The organism is Paenibacillus lautus NBRC 15380, assembly GCF_004000945.1.
GTDB lineage: Bacteria > Bacillota > Bacilli > Paenibacillales > Paenibacillaceae > Paenibacillus_AQ > Paenibacillus_AQ lautus.
Window position 1 is genome coordinate 128,707 of the sequence record NZ_BIMF01000003.1, and the last position, 17,841, is coordinate 146,547.

Here is a 17,841-nt window from a genome sequence, read left to right on the forward strand (position 1 = left end):
TTCTCCGAAAAGTGCATACCGCTTTTGTACATTACTTCATCACTTTGGCAAGCTCGGTGAAAATAACCCCGAGCGCGTAAGCACCCGCATCCGGGTACCCGATGCTGCGTTCGCCTACGTTGCCCGCTCTTCCCATTCGGGCAACGATGTCTGCCGTCTTCTGCGCTCCGAGCACCGCCGCTTCAGCCGCCTTGATCGCTGCCGGCTTCATCTCTTCGCCTTGCTCAGCACTACGTGTCCAGGCATCCGCGAGAGGCACGAGCGCATCGATCAACGTCTTGTCGCCGACGACGGCTCCTCTTCCGAACGATCTTTCGCCCGTATCCTGGATCCCTTTCACAACGGCCTGCATCATATCTGCGACCTCTTGAACGGACAATTCCTGCTTCTGACCGGCAGATTTACTCGCTGCACGGAATGCGGATCCCCAGATCGGTCCGGAAGCCCCGCCGCAATGCTCCATGATGATCATCGAGCAGGCGTCGAGGAAATCGCCGATATCACGAAGATGGTGGGTTAGAATATCATCCCACTCCGCCTTTAGCTGCTTGAAGCCCTTGGCGACACTCATGCCGAAATCCCCGTCTCCGGCATGGGCGTCAAGCTCGCAGAACGGCACTTCGTTCTCGATAATGACCTCGCTCATCTGATCGATGAAATATACGATATTTTGCAAGGATAGCCGACTATTCTTAATCACCGCTGCGTCAGCATCCGTATTGTTCTTATACGATGCCGCGTTCTCTGACTTCTGTTCATGGATAACCTCGGTATAGTTCACGGGCTCAAAAGATCCCTTAACCGACAGTGCCGGCGTATCGCATGGCGCAGACAGCCACTTCTTGAGCGTCTCGTCCAGCTTCATGATCGTCACCGATGCGCCAGCCATATCGATACTGGTCATATAGTTACCGACGAATACTTTGAATACCCGCTTGTTCCGAGACGCCAATTCGCGCATCACGGAATTGTTCAGCAAATACAGCTCCTGCAGCGGCGTGCCGCCAAACCCGTTGATTAAGACGGCAACTTCGTGCTCCGCAGAATCATTCATCTGCAAGTTGTCCAGCAAAGACGTGACCATCCGCTGCGCCAGCTCATCTGCAGGAACGGCTTTCTCCCTGCGGATTCCCGGTTCGCCGTGAATGCCGACGCCGTATTCCATCTCGTCATCTTCGATATGAAATGTCGGAGTTCCCTTGGCAGGCACGGTGCAGGAGGTAAACGCGAAGCCGATGCTGCGTACATGATTAATCGCATGCTGTGCCGCTTCTTTCACTTCCGGCAGGGACAGTCCCGCTTCTGCGGCTGCTCCGGCTACCTTATGAACGAGAACCGTTCCGGCAACCCCTCTTCTCCCTACTGTATAGAGACTGTCTTCAACGGCTATGTCATCGTCGACCTTCACATAATCCACTTGTATGCCGTCCTCGCTTGCAAGGTGGGCCGCATTTTTGAAGTTCATGATGTCACCGCTGTAATTTTTGATAATAAGCAGCGTTCCCTTATTGCTTGCGGAGCTGCGGACCGCTTGATACACCTGGATTTGGGATGGGGAAGCAAACACATCGCCGCACACGGCCGCATCCAGCATGCCGCTTCCAACGAATCCGGCATGGGCCGGTTCGTGCCCGCTTCCGCCGCCGCTGATCAGCGTAACTTTATTTGGGTTGATTTCTTTTTTGGAAATCACTTTAAATTTAGGGTTGAACGCCAGCTCAGGATGCGCCAGCACAAGCCCATTGCACATTTCCCGAACCAAGGTTTCCGGCTTGTTCATGATTTTCTTCATCTTATATCTCCTTACTTAATTTGTATTGACGGCCCAACTGGTCAGCGGCCATAATCGCGGATGCTACCGCTTCCTCCGAAATCGGGAATGGCATTGAATGAATGGATTCCTCGGCAATACATGCCTTCTTAGCCACTTCAAGCAATTCCTCGTAGGTCACTTGCTCTACTCCGATATCCTCCAAGCATACAGGGAGACCGATCGACAGGCAGAAGTCCAGCACTTCCTTCATTTCATCCCGGTCAGCATTCTCAAGCACCAATTGAGCAATCGTACTGAAGGCTACCTTCTCGCCGTGATAATAATGATGGGTTCCTTCCAAAGCCGTCAACCCATTGTGAATCGCGTGAATCGCTGCCAAACCGCCGCTCTCGAAGCCTAGTCCCGATAACAGAATATTCGTCTCGACGATATTCTCCAAGGCTGGCGTTACGATATTTTGATCGCAGGCCAGTTTTGCTCTATATCCGTTCTCAAGCAGTGTTTCATAGCATAGCTTCGCAAGTCCCAGCGCGGTAATCGTCCCTTTGGCCTCACCGCATACACCTTCGCGAACGCCGCACGGCAAACCGGCATTGACATTGGAATACGATTGAGCCGTCGCTCTTGCTTCGAAATAGGTAGAGAGCGCGTCCCCCATTCCAGCAACAAGGAATCTAGTCGGTGCTTTGGCAATAACCGTTGTATCAATCATAACAACGCTAGGACTTTGTTTGAAATAAGCATAATCATCGAATTCGCCTTCCGGGGTATAGAGGACCGCCGAATGGCTTGTCGGTGCATCGGTTGCCGCAATCGTCGGGACAATAATCAGAGCCTCGCCTTCGGCTACGCATTTTGCCGTATCAATAGCCTTGCCTCCGCCGAGGCCAATCGTGCAGGCACATTGATGCTCCTTGGCCAAAGCTTGCAATCTGGCAACCTCCTGCCGGGAGCATTCCCCACGGAAGCCGCTTTCAACTAGCGTTATATTAAATTTCTGTTTCGTTGACTCCAGCTTGTCTTTCACCCGTGCAACATCATCGGGATGAGCAATCAGCAGAGCGGAATCTCCGAATGTCTTTACAAAATAACCTAAATTCAACAGTTCGTTCTCACCTTGCACATATTTTGTCGGACTGATAAACGCCCTTCTCATTTTTCATTCCTCCTAGATTGACTATATTTATTATTATAGATTGCGCTCATTAGGGAAGCATGAAACAATGAGATCGGAATAAAGCGTTTTCTTATCGTGTTTTTTTGTCATTCCTATGGTAAATTGTATTATCTTGTCCTTTAGTAGAATCATTCGCTATAATATTCAATAGAATTTCTATTACATTCATAGGAGAATATCGTCATGTCCAAATCCCGGTTCGATTTAGAAGAAATCATTGATTTGGAGAAATGGGAGAAGCTGCAGGATTCCTTATCGCTCGTGACCAAAATGGCAATCCTTACGGTCGATTACAAGGGCGTTCCCGTGACAAAGCACAGCTACTGTCAGCCTTTCTGCCAAGGCGTGCGCCAGGATGGCCATCTCTCGCAGTATTGCCAAAAATGCGATGCGCGAGCCGGTATTGAAGCGGTTCGCCAGAACAAACCATACATCTATCTGTGCCATTTCAACATTATCGATATCGCCATTCCGATCATCATCGATAACCAATATCTTGGTGCGATCATGGCCGGACAGCTCAAGCTCCGGGAACCTGACGCGCCGATGCTGGAGCAGATCGTGTCTCGGCCGCCCAATGTGGAGTCGAACCGGAAGTTTAAAGAACTCGAAGCAGACTACAACGCCCTGCCAATCTTGTCTTACGAGGAAGTAACGAAGTGTGTGGACTTGCTGCTGCAATTAAGCACTTATATCGTGGAGGAAGCGATTCAAAAGCATACCACGGTTGATATGTACAAAAAAGTGCTCACATCTAACATGGACGCGCCCACTTCCGTTGAGACTTTTAACGAGTCCGATCGTGCGGTCCGCAGCATTCAATCCATACAGCAGGAGCTGTCGGGTGCGCTGATCGATACGAAATTGAAGAATGGCGCTGGGCGGTTCATCTCTTCGAATGCTGTGCTTCAACCTGCGTTTGACTACATTTTTGCGCACAAGCATGAAAATTTCAGCCTGAAAGAGATGGCCAAGCTTTGCCACATCAGCCCCAGCTATTTTAGCCGCACATTTACGAAGGAGACCGGGGAGAATTTCTCCGTCTTCATCGCCCGGCTCAAGATTGAATGGGCCAAGCAGCTGCTGGAATCAACCGATTCGCCGATCCATCAAGTGAGCGATGATTTGGGGTTCTGCGATACGGGGTATTTCATCAAAACGTTCAAAAAGTTCGAGAACCTCACCCCGGCCGTGTACCGGAACATGTATGCTGGGATATCCGCTAAGTAATTGGCTTACCTGCTGATCATTCCATGTAAACCCCCTTCGTTCATGAACGAGGGGGTTTTTACGATGAGTGTTATTCGGCCAAGGCCCGTTAAGGGACGTTATTCGGATTCCGGTAGTCATCCAATACAATCGAATATAATTTCAGATCTTCATGTTTCCCTTTAACGAGTATCGTCTGTCTTATTAAACCTTCATAGGTCATGCCGACCTTTTCCATCACTCTCGCTGAACCTATGTTTAACGGTAGACAGCTTGCTTCGATTCTTACCAGCTTCATTCTGTCAAATCCAAAAGAGATGATGGTCCTGATCACTTCGGTCATGTAACCGAGATTCCAATAATCCTTGGACAAGGCATATCCCAACTCCGCCTTAGCATGATGGACGTTCCAAGCCATAAATCCCGATGTTCCGATGATCTTTCCGGTTTCTTTGTCCACGATTCCCCAAGGTGCGACTGCATGTTGTTCGTATTTTTGCAGCACTTTGTTTAGATAATTGCGGGTATCTTCCATCGTTCGATGCGTCGGCCAAGCGGTATATCTCGATACGTCATCATCCGATCCGTAATGAAAGATATCTTGCTCGTCCTCGCTTCTTAATTTTCTTAGAATCGTTCTCTCTGTTTCTAATGTTGGGAGATCCGAAAAGATATCTTCGATCCGCATATCATTTACCCTCCAATGCCTTCAAAACATCCTTCATCAACAATTCCGGTATCACATCACGGTTGAATTCGTTCAAGATGATGATACTTACTTCCTTCTGATATTTAATTTTATCTATTTCAGGGTGACTCTCTACGGGTATCGTCCCAAGAACAATCCGATGATCACAAATAATCTCTTGTACTTTTTTTTGAAAAGAGGCAGATAGCATTTGCATAAATCCCATCTCATCGATGACGATGATTTTCTTGGAGGACAAGGCGTCCTCTAGTATGTTCACGGCAAAATCCTCGAATGCTTCTACATCCATTCCGTATCTTCCAATACGGGTGCTGCTAGGACTTTCTACATGTGCAATCTCGACGCTTTCCCCGCTAATGGACACGCATTTGAAACCTATTCGATCACTCGAGTTCGTTATTTCCTCCGTATAGAATCCACCGCAAAGATCAGGGCCGAGGTGATGTACGAGTTCCTTGATCATCGTCGTTTTACCCATCCGAGGCTCCCCCGTGAGTAAAAATGCCGTTTTGGCATTCAGCGGTTCCCCGTCCAATCTGGACAGCAGCTTATACCGAGGCGGGTTCAAATCCCAAGTCTCATACGGGGCCGAACTCTCTGCACGGATGGCATCAAACAAGCGTGATTTGATCTGAGGCCTTGTTATGTATTTATCCAGGTTCGTATCATCCAGGTCTACAAATTTCGCTTCCATAATTTCTTCCGCTTGAATGGTTATTTCTCCGCTGACGTATTCCGCATGAAAAACGACGGACAAGACATGAAGCCTCTCGTTGTAATAAACTCCGGATATGCCTAAAGGGCGTATCACCATTCCCGTTTCCTCCAGAAACTCCCGGCACACGGCTTGATCCAACGGCTCTCCAGCATCTACGAAGCCACCTGGCAGCTCCCACGTATCTGAACGCAAATGCGTGCGAACCATTAGCACATGTCCATCCTCATTTTTAACAAGCGCTGAAACAGCAACGAAATGTTTGGACTGTTCTTGCATCGTATAACACCACCCGTTTCATGTCTGATGTTTCGCTCAAATGACTGATCAAGTGTAAATTATCGTTCGCATCAAATGATTCCATAATTATACATCCGATTAACCAAGGGCGATAGCCCTGCGGCTTGAAATGAGGTTGATTTCATATTCCGATTTCCTGCATTCTTACCATAACTTTCTGGGCCCTGCCATCCATATCCGTTCCCACAAACTTTGGAAGCTTGAGTTCACTTACCATTTTCCCATCGCGCATAAACATGATGCGCTCCGTCCGCGCCGCAACTTGTGCATCGTGAGTGACAAGCATGACCGCAGTGCCGTCTGCATTGATTTCAGAGAATATATCCATAATTCCCTGAGCGGATTTTGAGTTGAGTGCCCCTGTAGGCTCGTCGCCGAAGATAATTCTCGGACTGTTCATCAGGGCCCGGCATATTCCCGCACGCTGAAGCTGACCACCCGAAACCTGGGTAATGTCGCGTTTTTCAAGCTCTGCAATGCCTACCCTTTGCATAAGCTCCCTTGCCTTCATCGAAATGTTCGCGGCGTTTTTTCGGTTATCCCGCATGGATGGAAGAATGATGTTGTCGAGGATATTCAGATTTTTCAGCATCGTCGGCTGCTGGAACACAAAACCCATTTGGGTTCTGCGTATATCTGCAAGCTCATTCTCCCCAAGCGTCGATAAATCCTTACCATCAAAAACGACTTTTCCGCCATTCACGCCATCCGTCCCGCTCAGTGCAAATATAAGCGTTGACTTTCCCGAGCCTGATGGTCCCATAACAGCAACGAACTCGCCCTCGTTAATATAGACGGACACCCCGTCCAGAACATTACGCTGTTCGTCGCTCTCGCCGAAAGATTTTACGATATGATCACCGATAATCATCTTTTCCATATGCCTACTCCTTCATATATTCGGATATTTTTATTTTTCCTGCGCCGGATATGCCGATGATCGTTGCGATAAGTACCGAGGCTATCATCATAAGCGGGCTATACAGATACGCCGAAAGCGGATGAACCGCAAAATGAAACGTCGACGCTCCAAACGAAGAGATAACCGCACCCGCAAGCATTTCTCCGAGCGTGTTTGCCAGGAGAGTTCCGAGAACAATGCCGACAACCAGAACAAATACCAAACGCGAAGCATATTGCAACTTCATGTCCGAGTTCGTAAAACCGAGGGCTTTCATAACGGCAATGGGATATCTGTCCTTAGCAATAAGCATTTTCATAAACAACAGGGTAATCAGTACCGATATCATCAGCGCAATAGCCATAGCGGTGTGCGAGGCCTTCTTAACAGAATTTATCGTTGAACCGAATGTCTGTGCAATAAATTCATCAATGTCTGAAATCTTGGCAAAATCAAACCTATCCGCAAAGTCCGAAATCCTCGCGGCGGCAAGAGATTTATCCGAAAGTTCAGCGGAGATCATGCTCCACATCATATCTGCCGAATTGTCGGTGAATACCGCCTTTGCGGTTTTGCCGCCGTTGGTAATGTCGGAATATATTCCGCTTACCGTTAGTTCCTTCTCCTGGCCCTCCATCACCAGCGTAATAACATCACCGACCTTCTTGCTCAGCTCATCAGCGTTCAAAGCCGACAGTGCAATTTCATTCTCTGCGGCGGGTGCTCTGCCGTTGGAATAGGCAATTGGGAATATGGAGTGGTCGCCTAGTTCGACCTTTATGTTTTCCTCTGAACCGTCTTCTGTTTTGATTTTAAATGCCTTTGTTGTAAGGACGGCAACCTTAGATATGGCACGGTCGCTGTCCATCGCATTTCGTAGATCAGCCGTTTTCTCTGAAATGTTATCCGTCTGCTGTATATCAGCACGTATATCGTAGTTTCCGATCCCCATATATTGGATGAAGCTTGTAGAGGAAATGGTGTTGTACATATTCTGTGGAACCATCATGATAAATGCTGAAATCGCCAGCACCGTTAGGCTTGTAGCATAAAGCCTTTTCCGTGCGAGAACGTCTTTGATACCGAGGAAAACATTCGTATTCAACAGCCTGTTTCCACTTAGATTAAAACGTTTGGCGCCTGTGTTTTTTTCCTGCGAAGTACCAAATCGTATGGCTTCTGCAGCGGATATGTTCCGAAAGCGTTTCAACACTGCGCTTACGAAGGCGATGATGGCAAGGAATACAAGCAGTACGCCGATGATTCCGAACAACAAAGCATAAGAGGAATTTTCACTTTCCCCCATATACAGCCGTATATTTTCAAGAAGTATGCCTTTGAACATAACCGACAGCGCAAAACCGAGCATACTGCCCACCGCGGCAATCGCTGCGTACTTCGCAAGATACATCTTCTTTATGTCGGAAACACGCAGCCCTATTGCCTTCATCACGCCAATCTCGCGGTAGTCGTCTTCGATTTTCGCCAGAAGCGTAAAACGTATGCACATCAATGCGATTGCCACGACAAGCGCGCTTACAAGAAGTATAACCGCAATCATCATCCCGTCGGAAAGTGCGTTCATCATTTTGAAAAGCTTATATGTAACGGTTGGTCCGTTTGCTTCAAGTCCTGCGGAGGCATAAGCCGCTTCAAATGAACCGAGCTCGGACATATCCTTTAATCTAAACTCAATCAGATACTCCGTGCTGCCAAGGCTCTTAATTTCCGCGTAATCATGTTTATGTACAAGAAATCTCTTGGAGGAGGAGAGCGTGGAGTTCATCTGTGAATCCCGGAGGAATCCTGCAACGATAAACTCCTTCCCGCTAATAACCGCTTTATCACCGACCTTGGTGGTGCCATCCTTCATATAGCTTACTGGAACATACAACTCGCCGATGGCGGGTTTAATGATGTTACCGTCGAGATCAAGAAGATAATCGAATTTTTGGCTCTGCATGCTAAATCCGTTATCCTGGACACTATTCGCAAGTGAATGTTCGCCTAATCGTATCCGCGCACCGTCCATATTGAGAAATTCCATCACCTGAACATCATCCACATTGTGATGTTGCTCCGCAAAAGCTGAAAGCCGCGCAGAATCTATTTCACCGGAATGCATCTGCATAAAATGCGGGGTTTTGGCTTGTGTCATTAATGTGTTCAGCGCACCTGAGAGATTGACGACGAGGATCGCCGCGAGCGAAACAAGCATAGCCGCAGCAGCAACAAATATCATGGTTGTTAGCGTAGTGGCCTTGCTTTTTAAAAGATCATTGCGAATTATTCTGGAGTACATAAGACACCTCTGTTTTCAAGCATTTTAACCGACTTTAACTTATACAGAATGACGAAAGACTTCCTTGATTTATTCAAGGCTGCTTTCATCTCCTCCACCAAACATCTGCATAACGTCCATAAGACTTCCGCTTGCTGCACCGAGCAGCCTCTCAACATTGAAAACAAAGGCCAGAACTCGCTTCCCACGTTCCTCGTCCGTCATAGCAACCATATCGTCATCAAACACGGTATTCGCATAGATCACCACCATTTCCATGCATTCATACGGGTACGGCGTACTGAACATCCCCTGCTCGATGCCTTCGCGGATGATGCCTGTCAGGATCGGCGGAACGCCATGGATGATGACCTTTTGAATCTTCTGATGCATCAGCGCATTCTGCGGCTTGTGAATATGCTCCATGAGTTCCTTGCTGCTTCCATTTTCATCGCTGCCACTTATGTTCAATGCCATCACAACGCGAATGATGCGTTCAACTACAGGTATGCTCTTATCCGCGGCAATTGCCTGTGCTCCTTCCAACAGCCGGACGGTATACCGGTCAATCAGCGCATCCATGATATCCTCCTTCGACTTGAAGTGATGATACAAGGTCCCACGCGCAATCTCGACCTTTTCGAGAATTTCGTTTGTACTTGTGCCGTCAAAGCCCTTCTGACCAAAAAGCTCCTCCGCCGCGTTAAGGATTTCGTTCCTGCGTTCTTCCGCTTTTTTTACGACTCGCATGATTCCCCCTCCTTTTCTAGACCGACTGTCTGTCGGTAATATAGTAACATGCTTCTTGTTATTGTCAAGAAGTTGTTAAATGAATCGATGAGGTTTTCCTAAAACTGTATTAATCATACGTTCAATCGGCATAAGGATTCTTTGCCGAATGATCCAACTAATCATACAAAAGCGGCCCATCCTCTCACGAGGAATGAGCCGCTTTTTGGTTCTTCATTTCATTCTACTATCTCAGTATTACTGTCTAATTACGAGGATGTCTTGAGGCGGTCTGGCGTTGGTTTGGATTTGAGATATTTCAGCGTCCGTAAGATTGCGTCCTACAACAATGAACGAAGATGTCACATTGTTAAAGTTGAAATTCGCCAAGTTCGCTACGTTTTGGCTGCCACGGAACACACGGAACGCTCCCTGAAAGTTAATTCTCGAAAACAATACAAGCGTTATTTCAGAGCTCTGCGCAACATTTCTGAGTCGGAAACTCGAAAGAACATTGTCAAACCGAAACGCTCCAAGGTCACGAACCGCAACGCCTCCTCGTCTGAAGAGAATCCGACGAACTGAAAAATTAGTGCCTGACCAAAGCGCAAGACGTACATCACTGTTTGCCATTTATATCACTCCTTGTTTGGGAATGATATAGTATATTACCAGAGTTATAGAATGGTTAAAGACAAAAATACCCGTTTAATCGTTTGTTTTTCGAGTCGTCCCTGTGATGCCGTTTTCCAATTCTACTAAGTCTTTAGCTGTTCTCTAAAACATATTCTTCTTTTAAAAGTCCATAATACACAAGGTCTTCATATTGATCCCCTTTTCGAACATGCTGTCTTAATCGCCCTTCATATTTCATTCCAAGGTTCTCCATGACTTTACCCGATGCAGGGTTCTTCCCCAGAAAACGGGCAAATATACGGTTTAACTTCATTTCGTCAAACGCATGTCTTACGATACCTTTTGCCGCTTCCGTGCAATATCCATTATTCTTATATGGTCTCCCAACCCAATATGCAAGTTCACCATGATCAAACTTCTTATTACATCCAATACATATAGCCCCTATTACATATTGTTCTTCTTTATGTACAATAGCTAGTTCCAGTGATCGGTCTTCATTAAAGTTATGGGCATGCGTTTCGATCCATTGTTCTGCCATCCCATCCTCATATGGATGTGGAATATATAATGTGGTTTCCGCAATATATGGATCCCCTGCTAATTGTTGAACGACTTTGGCATCATCTACATGGAATGGCCGTAATGTTAATCTTTCTAATTGAATTGTCGGCAGTTTCTTCATGTATGTCCCTCCCCTTGTTTCGGCAATCGAATCGTGAACGTTGTTCCTTGTGAAGGCTCACTCTGTACATGAATGGTGCCGTTATGGGCCTGAACAAGCTTATCGACAATGGCCATTCCGAGTCCCGTGCCCTCGGAGGAAGAATCCGTGGTGGTACCCCGGTAATATTGCTGGAATAGATGCTCCACCATATGATCCGGCATGCCTACGCCATTGTCCATGATGCGGATTGCGGCGTGCTCTCCTGTGTCCGCAATCTGTACATATATATCCGTATGTTCAGGATTGTGGAGGATGGCGTTCATCATCATATTTTGCAGGATGCGCTGCATGAATTTCGAATCAAAATCAACATAAATGGCAGGCGGATCCGCTTGAAAATACATATGATAACTGCTCGCTTGCGGATTATTGCTAATATCGGCAACCACCCTTTTTGTAAATTCGACGATGTCTTGATTCGTCTTCTGTAATGGGAAAGTGCCGTCGGCACGATTGAGCTGTGTGACAAGGCTTAAATCTTGAATCAATTCCTCCATATGCTTTCCTTTGTCGTCCATTTCCCGGATGAACGAAATCACTTCTTCCTTCGACCACTCGTACTGCTGATTCAATAAAAGCGCAGAGTAGCCTTTGATATAGGTTAAAGGTGTTTTCAAATCATGGGAAATCCCCGCAATCCATTCCTGCTTGGCTTCTTCGATTTGGCTTCTCTCGATTTCGTTCGCTTGCAGGATGACTCTCAAGGATTGAAGATGCTCAAGCACCTCCTGATACAAGCGGAACCGCATGCGAAGTTTCCCTTTTCGGGTATATATTTTGGTCAAATCGGCAGGTTGCTTGTAGTTGTCCTGCGAGAGTCGATGAATCCAGGCCATGATAAATCCGATCGGGCCGCCAAAATACCATCCGAACAAGGCAATGCACAGCAGCGTACTAGCCCCGAAGAACCCTCCTACAACAAGACCTTCATTATCCATGCTGATATCGATACCAAGCAAGGGAAAAAGGCCTTCAAGCATAATCACGAGGAGGATACCCGTCCCAAGCATCCATAGGATAATCCCTAATGCCAAATGAATCGTAAATCGAGTTTTTATTCGCATGACAGCGCCTCAGTCGGGGGGATGAATTTATACCCGATTCCCCGCAAATTCACGATGATTTTTGGTTTTCGGGTATCATCGCCGAGTTTTTTTCGCAGCTTGGAGATATGGATCGTGACCGTTTTTTCTTCCCCGTACACATCATTTCCCCATACCAATTCGTACAGCTGAGCCGTCGTGAAGATATGATTCGGATGTTTGCAAAAGAACTGCAGCAGTTCAAGCTCCTTTGCCGTGCAATCTATAGGTTGCCCCTTCACGGTTAACGTTGCCGATTCCGGATGAAATGAGAAGTACCCGTAATCGTATGCCGTGCTTTGTTGATGTGCATTCTCCATAAACCTTTGCCGGCGAAGGATCGCCTTGATTCGGGCAATGACCTCCAATGGATTAAACGGCTTGGTAATATAATCGTCTCCGCCGATCCCTAAACCCGTTAATTTGTCGAAGTCGGTGGAACGCGCGCTAATAAAAATAATCGGTGCATTCGTATGTTTCCGGATCTCCGTACAGAGCTCAAAACCGCTTAGATCCGGGAGCATAATATCAAGCAAAATCATATCATATGCCTTTTCTTTGATGCGCTGCAGCGCGCCTTTGCCCGATGATGCCGTGTCAATATGAGTAAAGTTCTCTTTACGAAGCGTGATCTCCAATAACTTCAGAATACCCATTTCATCATCGACAGCTAGTATGGATGCAGATTCCATTGCAATTTTCCCCTCACTTCAAACTTTATCCTGTGAATTCACTTTTCTATCTTACTCTATTTACAATATCCCGAGTTTACTCTAGTTAAAATGTTACGTCTTTTTTCCGCTGCGTTTACTTTATTTTTACTTTCATTCTCTAAGCTTAGTGTAGCACATCATTAAGGGAGGAAATTAGAAGTGGAAGTCGCCATTCAAATCAATCAAGTAAGCAAGGCATTCAAAGGCACGGAAACCATTACAAACGTCAATATGAGTATCCGCAGAGGAGAAATTTACGGGTTTTTAGGTCCGAATGGGGCCGGTAAAACAACCATTATGAAAATGATCTTAAATCTGGTCAAACCGTCTTCTGGTGATATCCAAGTATTCGATCAGCTGGTTCTGCCAACATCGGTTCAATACTTAAAAAGAATAGGCAGCATCATTGAATACCCCGTGTTTTACGACCGGCTGACAGCAGAGGCAAACTTGGAGTTTCATTGTAGTTACATGGACTATCGCGATAAGACTGCGATCAAGGAAGCGCTGGAGATCGTCGGTCTTCAGGGTGTGGGGAAGAAAAAAATTCACGAATTCTCTTTAGGCATGAAGCAGCGGTTAGGGATTGCGCGCGCGATTGTTACGAAACCGGACATTCTCATTCTGGATGAACCGATCAATGGACTTGACCCAATCGGGATTAAGGAAATGCGGGAGCTCTTCTTACATTTAAAGGAGAGATACGGAACGACCATTTTAATTTCGAGTCATATCGTATCCGAAATCGAATCGGTCGCCGATACGATTGGCATCATTCATCATGGTAAATTATTAAATGAAGTCAAGATGGAGGACATTCGAAGACAACATGCCGGATCGTTGGAAGAGTATTTCATCAATCTCGTTCATGGAGGCAAACGCTATGCTTAAACTTATACAGCTGGAATGGCAGAAAAATAACCTGTCTGGTTATTTCAAAGGATTAGCCGTTTGTATTGTGGTTATTTTCTCCGCCGTTACGTTGATGGCGTTTGGTTCTCAGAGTGAGAACGAACCGATGAGTTACACTGATTTCATGTCGTTATCGGATATTCTGGTTCGAATCACCTATATCATTTTCTCAAGCGTTATTTTGTCCCCTTTAGTGATTGACGAATACAAGAGCAGCATGATCCAAGTATTGTTCACCTACCCGTTGCAGCGAAAAAAAATCATTCAAGCCAAATTATCGATTGTGTTTGGGTTCTGTTTTTTCAGTATTATCATAACGACGTTCATGATTAATCTGTTAACGTACCTCTTGAATCCGATGATCGGTTTATTTGACGCTTCTATTGCCGTTGATGCCATGATGGCCGCCGTTCCGGCAACGGTGCTGAACGCCTTTATGATGGCCGGCATCAGCTTGATTCCTTTATCGTTTGGCATGAGAAAAAAATCGGTGCCTTCCACGATTACTTCGGCAGTCATTATTGGTTTCTTGATTAACGCAACAGTGTCCGACGGGGGGAGCTCGGCCAGCTTGTTCCAATTCATCGCCATCCCGATTGTTCTCTGCCTGCTTGGCCTGATTCTCGGCTATCTTGCTTTTTACAAAGTGGATCGAACCGATGTGGCTTGAAAATTCAACCGTACATGAATGGAGGACTAGAGCATGAGAAAAATCATATCCACTTCGCTTGTTTTGCTTTCCGTTGCCGCGTTAGCTATGGGCTGCCAAGGCGTAGGGAAATCAAGTTATCACCATGAAGCATCCTTTGAGGCAAAACTCATTGAAGAAATTGAAATTAACAACGATTCCTGGGAAATTGAGTTTAAGCGTTCGGATTCCTCGAACATTACCATCGCTTGCGATGGCAAGCGTCAGGACAACAAGAGCGACCCTGTAACGATTGACCAGGAAGGGAAGAAAATTGTCGTTACCCAGAAAGACCAGGGTGGTGCTATGGCTGGGTTCACTTTTGGCAAAAAAGGTACGATCTATATCTCTGTTCCCGACCATAAAGTCGATACGATTACATTGAATAATGATGCGGGTGACATCAAGATGAAGGATTTATCGGCCCAAAACATCGTCTTCACCAACCATTCGGGCTCTGAAACCATCGAAGGACTTTCAGCTGACAAAGGGAATTTTACATCCAAAGACGGAGATCTCAAATTGAAAGACAGCTCGCTAAACGAATTAACCGTAACCACAGGCAGCGGCGGCAGCTATATTACAGGCGTGACCAGCCCCGTGATGAACATCACTTCAACTTATGGGGAAGTAGCCGTCAAAGAAATCGAAGATGGAGAGTTGCTGCGAGTAGAAACACAATCAGGAGATATCGCTGTATCTTATAAAACACCGCCTGCTTCGTTAAAGCTTACCGCAAGCAGCAACTCATCCGATATTAGCGTGAATTTGGATGGTTTCAAGGAGCAACACCGCACGGAAAAAACAGTGGAAGGCACTATAGGGGATGCATCCCATACATTGGAGCTAAGCAGCCATGCCGGAACGATCACTGTAAAATAAATGAATACGGAAGGAAACCGAAACGGACTATTGCCGGCACCCTAGCCTGGGAAAATCCCCTGGAGCCGCACGGCAATAGCTGTTTATTCCTTTTTTGGGTGCCGGGCTAAGGATGCGAAGACTTTTTCAAGTATACTTCCAATGCCCGTATGACGACTTCTACATGGATCCCGCTCATCGTATGTATTCGTTCTGCCCATTCCTCGATACCCTTCAGCTGAGGCTCCACTTTTCTGCCTTCATTGGAACTTAGGTAGCTTTCATAATTATCAAATTCCCAATGGAGAACTTGCCCATCGGTGAACATACGTTTTTCCACAAGCGGATCGCTGAACAGGCGCTGCGTTTTTTGCCCGGCGATGATCAATGCCTTATCGGATACAGGCGTCAGGTCGAATTCTTGGCTGCTTTCCTTTCCGTTTGGTCTTCTGTAGGTTACCAGGAGACGATTCGCTCGGGTGTTCAGTTTGATACGGGAACCTGGAAAAAAACCATCCACAAACTCTTCCGTATACGCTTCATGGCCCGGCTTCAACAAAATAGGCTCGATCCATTGATCTCCAAGATCGCAGAAATATTTGTTACCCTCTTCGTTGACGGCGACCACGGCAACATGCAAATGCTCCGTTAGCACCCCATAACAGGGTACTTTGTTCTGTCTAAACTCATCGATTAACCAAATCGCCAAATCAAAACAATTGCCCGACGTTCCATATAATGCTCGATGCTCTTTCATGACATCCGTTGTTCGTTGTTTGCATTCCGGGTCGATTAAGCTGTGCCAGGCTTTCGTTAAGGTTTCCATTGGAAAGTCGTTGAACTTCCTCCATACCTGCATGATATCTTCAGTCGCGCGCATATTACCTTCCTCCCTTCACAGCTTCTGTCACATATGATACATGCTCGAATATCCATTCCTATCCTTTCGGATAATAAATTTCCGTTACGCCATTCGGCTGCAAGGTGTCGTTAAATGTTTCAAATCTTGCCTTGGCAGCATTGACGCCATATTTGCTCCGATGATCGGTTTCGCAGAAATACTGCCAGAATGAACAAATATGTTTCTCCTCAAACCGGAAAACCTCGTATTCCTCTTCCGGAAGATTCAACGATACCATGCCCTCCGGGATCTCCCCGATACGACTTACCATCAATGCTACCGTCATCTTCGATCCGTCATCATGGATCACCATATACGTATTCGGATCGGCAGTTTGATGCTGTATTTCATCTCTTCTGGCTTTAAGGGTTGCAAACAAGCGCTGTTCGTCCTCATAAGACTGTGGAAGCTGATTTTGAACGCCGATTAACCATCGATTACATAAACGTTCTCTTCGAACCGACCACAGGTCTTCCATATGGACTTGGCTGATCTCCGTCATTTCATATCCCCTTTCTAATTCCAATTTGCCGTGCACTACAGCCCCGGTTCCTTCCATTCCTCATCCGGGAGCTAGTAACACCATTATATTCCAAAATCCGCATGACCCCAATATGAAAAATGACCCACCTTTAAACGGGGAGAATAGGCCGCTGCACCGCTACTCCTAATGAATGTAAAAAAGGGCTTGACCGGTATAAACACCGGACCAAGACCCTGTATATTAAGCTATTTATTAACTTTACTGGTTGATTTGGCCGCCATCCACGGTATAAATGGATTGCGTTACATAGGACGCATCGTCGGACAGCAAGAAGACTGCTACGTTGGCTACCTCTTCCGCTTCCCCATATCTTCCGAGCGGAACGGCAGCGCCGAATGCTTTTCTTGCACCTTCCGCATCCTCAGGAACGGTATTTTTCTCAATTTGGCGCATCATGCGGGTATTGATCACCCCAGGTGCTACAGCATTTACTCTGACGCCGAACGGAGCAGCTTCCAATGCCACCACTTTCGTCATGCCGATCACAGCATGCTTGGAGCTATTATATCCGACAAATCCCGGCGAACCGATAAGGCCTGCACCGGAGGAGGTATTTACGATGCTGCCATACCCTTGTTTTTTCATCACCGGCACAACGTATTTCAATCCAAGGAAGGCCCCCTTCACGTTGACATTGAAGACCATTTCAAAGGTTTCAGTCGGATAATCCTCTACATTGGCCGTGATTCCTTCGATCCCCGCATTATTGAAAAAGCCGTCGATTTGGCCGAACTTCTCAACCGTGGCATCCACATAGGCTTTGACTTCTTCTTCTTTAGCGACATTGGCTTGCAGTGCAATCGCTCTGGAATCATCCAGGCCCAAATCGGAGATCACTTGTTTAACGGCTTCCAGATTCAAATCGACCAGGGCAAGCTTGGCCCCCTGTTCCGCCAGCTTTTTCGCGGCTGCCGTTCCGATCCCGCCTGCTGCGCCAGTAATCACAATCACTTTTCCATCAAATTTGCTCATGGTGTGTACC

The 17,841-nt window shown here is 46.7% G+C and carries 17 protein-coding genes and 2 pseudogenes; 4 read left to right on the top strand and 15 right to left on the bottom strand.

The features are described 5' to 3' along the window. Positions 1–31: 31 nt before the first annotated feature. Entirely contained in the window at positions 32–1,792 is a 1,761-nt protein-coding gene (gene dhaK / locus PLA01S_RS07650) for a dihydroxyacetone kinase subunit DhaK (protein WP_127591328.1), read from the bottom strand. A gap of 1 nt (position 1,793) precedes the next feature. Continuing rightward, the gene (locus tag PLA01S_RS07655; RefSeq protein ID WP_127591330.1) at positions 1,794–2,930 is read right to left on the bottom strand and encodes a glycerol dehydrogenase; all 1,137 of its coding nucleotides are present in this window, start codon (positions 2,928–2,930) and stop codon (positions 1,794–1,796) included. A gap of 204 nt (positions 2,931–3,134) precedes the next feature. Here PLA01S_RS07655 and PLA01S_RS07660 point away from each other — a divergent pair, with 204 nt between their 5' ends. Continuing rightward, complete coding sequence (locus PLA01S_RS07660; RefSeq protein WP_127591332.1) at positions 3,135–4,181, top strand: PocR ligand-binding domain-containing protein; 1,047 nt, start codon at positions 3,135–3,137, stop codon at positions 4,179–4,181. A gap of 88 nt (positions 4,182–4,269) precedes the next feature. On the opposite strand, the gene PLA01S_RS07665 is transcribed toward PLA01S_RS07660, so the two are convergent. From PLA01S_RS07665 to PLA01S_RS07705, 10 genes and pseudogenes are all read right to left on the bottom strand, one after another. Continuing rightward, complete coding sequence (locus PLA01S_RS07665) at positions 4,270–4,848, bottom strand: GNAT family N-acetyltransferase (protein ID WP_127591334.1); 579 nt, start codon at positions 4,846–4,848, stop codon at positions 4,270–4,272. A gap of 1 nt (position 4,849) precedes the next feature. Next, positions 4,850–5,404, bottom strand: coding sequence for a nucleoside-triphosphatase (locus PLA01S_RS32470; protein WP_272868141.1), 555 nt, complete (start codon positions 5,402–5,404; stop codon positions 4,850–4,852). Continuing rightward, positions 5,402–5,863: pseudogene (locus PLA01S_RS32475) on the bottom strand (NUDIX hydrolase); the annotation flags it as partial. The gene PLA01S_RS32470 and the pseudogene PLA01S_RS32475, both read right to left, overlap by 3 nt. Before the next feature lie 142 nt (positions 5,864–6,005). Beyond that, positions 6,006–6,764: an ABC transporter ATP-binding protein gene (locus tag PLA01S_RS07675; RefSeq protein WP_127591338.1), complete on the bottom strand. Its 759-nt coding sequence runs from the start codon at positions 6,762–6,764 to the stop codon at positions 6,006–6,008. Between the two features lie 4 nt (positions 6,765–6,768). Further along, positions 6,769–9,087, bottom strand: a complete 2,319-nt coding sequence (locus PLA01S_RS07680) for an ABC transporter permease (protein WP_127591340.1) — start codon at positions 9,085–9,087, stop codon at positions 6,769–6,771. A gap of 69 nt (positions 9,088–9,156) precedes the next feature. After that, positions 9,157–9,816 carry a TetR/AcrR family transcriptional regulator gene (locus PLA01S_RS07685; RefSeq protein ID WP_127591342.1) on the bottom strand — a complete coding sequence of 220 codons (660 nt, stop codon included), beginning with the start codon at positions 9,814–9,816 and terminating at the stop codon, positions 9,157–9,159. Positions 9,817–10,053: 237 nt separating this feature from the next. After that, positions 10,054–10,428 (bottom strand): hypothetical protein, encoded by a 375-nt coding sequence (locus tag PLA01S_RS32950; protein ID WP_127591344.1) that lies wholly within the window; start codon positions 10,426–10,428, stop codon positions 10,054–10,056. Between the two features lie 133 nt (positions 10,429–10,561). Next, positions 10,562–11,116, bottom strand: a complete 555-nt coding sequence (locus PLA01S_RS07695; RefSeq protein WP_127591346.1) for a GNAT family N-acetyltransferase — start codon at positions 11,114–11,116, stop codon at positions 10,562–10,564. Continuing rightward, positions 11,113–12,222: a sensor histidine kinase gene (locus PLA01S_RS07700; RefSeq protein WP_127591348.1), complete on the bottom strand. Its 1,110-nt coding sequence runs from the start codon at positions 12,220–12,222 to the stop codon at positions 11,113–11,115. The genes PLA01S_RS07695 and PLA01S_RS07700 overlap by 4 nt, the downstream gene beginning before the upstream one ends. After that, complete coding sequence (locus tag PLA01S_RS07705) at positions 12,213–12,932, bottom strand: response regulator transcription factor (RefSeq protein WP_127591350.1); 720 nt, start codon at positions 12,930–12,932, stop codon at positions 12,213–12,215. Before PLA01S_RS07705 ends, PLA01S_RS07700 begins: the two co-directional genes overlap by 10 nt. Positions 12,933–13,112: 180 nt before the next feature. On the opposite strand from PLA01S_RS07705, the pseudogene PLA01S_RS07710 reads away from it, so the two are divergent. The 3 genes and pseudogenes from PLA01S_RS07710 to PLA01S_RS07720 form a co-directional block, all read left to right on the top strand. Further along, a pseudogene (locus tag PLA01S_RS07710) lies at positions 13,113–13,841 on the top strand (ABC transporter ATP-binding protein); the annotation flags it as partial. Then, complete coding sequence (locus tag PLA01S_RS07715; RefSeq protein ID WP_127591354.1) at positions 13,837–14,535, top strand: ABC transporter permease; 699 nt, start codon at positions 13,837–13,839, stop codon at positions 14,533–14,535. The pseudogene PLA01S_RS07710 and the gene PLA01S_RS07715, both read left to right, overlap by 5 nt. Positions 14,536–14,568: 33 nt before the next feature. After that, on the top strand, positions 14,569–15,435 hold the full coding sequence (locus PLA01S_RS07720) for a DUF4097 family beta strand repeat-containing protein (RefSeq protein WP_127591356.1): 867 nt from the start codon (positions 14,569–14,571) through the stop codon (positions 15,433–15,435). 106 nt (positions 15,436–15,541) lie between these two features. Here PLA01S_RS07720 and PLA01S_RS07725 read toward each other — a convergent pair whose 3' ends face one another. The 3 genes from PLA01S_RS07725 to PLA01S_RS07735 form a co-directional block, all read right to left on the bottom strand. Beyond that, positions 15,542–16,294, bottom strand: a complete 753-nt coding sequence (locus PLA01S_RS07725; protein ID WP_127591358.1) for a hypothetical protein — start codon at positions 16,292–16,294, stop codon at positions 15,542–15,544. Positions 16,295–16,352: 58 nt separating this feature from the next. After that, positions 16,353–16,874 carry a GyrI-like domain-containing protein gene (locus tag PLA01S_RS07730; RefSeq protein ID WP_246059387.1) on the bottom strand — a complete coding sequence of 174 codons (522 nt, stop codon included), beginning with the start codon at positions 16,872–16,874 and terminating at the stop codon, positions 16,353–16,355. Positions 16,875–17,057: 183 nt separating this feature from the next. Beyond that, entirely contained in the window at positions 17,058–17,831 is a 774-nt protein-coding gene (locus tag PLA01S_RS07735; RefSeq protein WP_127591363.1) for an SDR family NAD(P)-dependent oxidoreductase, read from the bottom strand. Positions 17,832–17,841 lie beyond the last annotated feature (10 nt).

Bases quoted from the DNA above. Each gene is read 5' to 3' on its own strand.
- dhaK (WP_127591328.1), bottom strand. From the start codon at position 1,792: ATGAAGAAAATCATGAACAAGCCGGAAACCTTGGTTCGGGAAATGTGC.
- PLA01S_RS07655 (WP_127591330.1), bottom strand. From the start codon at position 2,930: ATGAGAAGGGCGTTTATCAGTCCGACAAAATATGTGCAAGGTGAGAAC.
- PLA01S_RS07660 (WP_127591332.1), top strand. From the start codon at position 3,135: ATGTCCAAATCCCGGTTCGATTTAGAAGAAATCATTGATTTGGAGAAA.
- PLA01S_RS07665 (WP_127591334.1), bottom strand. From the start codon at position 4,848: ATGCGGATCGAAGATATCTTTTCGGATCTCCCAACATTAGAAACAGAG.
- PLA01S_RS07675 (WP_127591338.1), bottom strand. From the start codon at position 6,764: ATGGAAAAGATGATTATCGGTGATCATATCGTAAAATCTTTCGGCGAG.
- PLA01S_RS07680 (WP_127591340.1), bottom strand. From the start codon at position 9,087: ATGTACTCCAGAATAATTCGCAATGATCTTTTAAAAAGCAAGGCCACT.
- PLA01S_RS07685 (WP_127591342.1), bottom strand. From the start codon at position 9,816: ATGCGAGTCGTAAAAAAAGCGGAAGAACGCAGGAACGAAATCCTTAAC.
- PLA01S_RS32950 (WP_127591344.1), bottom strand. From the start codon at position 10,428: ATGGCAAACAGTGATGTACGTCTTGCGCTTTGGTCAGGCACTAATTTT.
- PLA01S_RS07695 (WP_127591346.1), bottom strand. From the start codon at position 11,116: ATGAAGAAACTGCCGACAATTCAATTAGAAAGATTAACATTACGGCCA.
- PLA01S_RS07700 (WP_127591348.1), bottom strand. From the start codon at position 12,222: ATGCGAATAAAAACTCGATTTACGATTCATTTGGCATTAGGGATTATC.
- PLA01S_RS07705 (WP_127591350.1), bottom strand. From the start codon at position 12,932: ATGGAATCTGCATCCATACTAGCTGTCGATGATGAAATGGGTATTCTG.
- PLA01S_RS07715 (WP_127591354.1), top strand. From the start codon at position 13,837: ATGCTTAAACTTATACAGCTGGAATGGCAGAAAAATAACCTGTCTGGT.
- PLA01S_RS07720 (WP_127591356.1), top strand. From the start codon at position 14,569: ATGAGAAAAATCATATCCACTTCGCTTGTTTTGCTTTCCGTTGCCGCG.
- PLA01S_RS07725 (WP_127591358.1), bottom strand. From the start codon at position 16,294: ATGCGCGCGACTGAAGATATCATGCAGGTATGGAGGAAGTTCAACGAC.
- PLA01S_RS07730 (WP_246059387.1), bottom strand. From the start codon at position 16,874: ATGGAAGGAACCGGGGCTGTAGTGCACGGCAAATTGGAATTAGAAAGG.
- PLA01S_RS07735 (WP_127591363.1), bottom strand. From the start codon at position 17,831: ATGAGCAAATTTGATGGAAAAGTGATTGTGATTACTGGCGCAGCAGGC.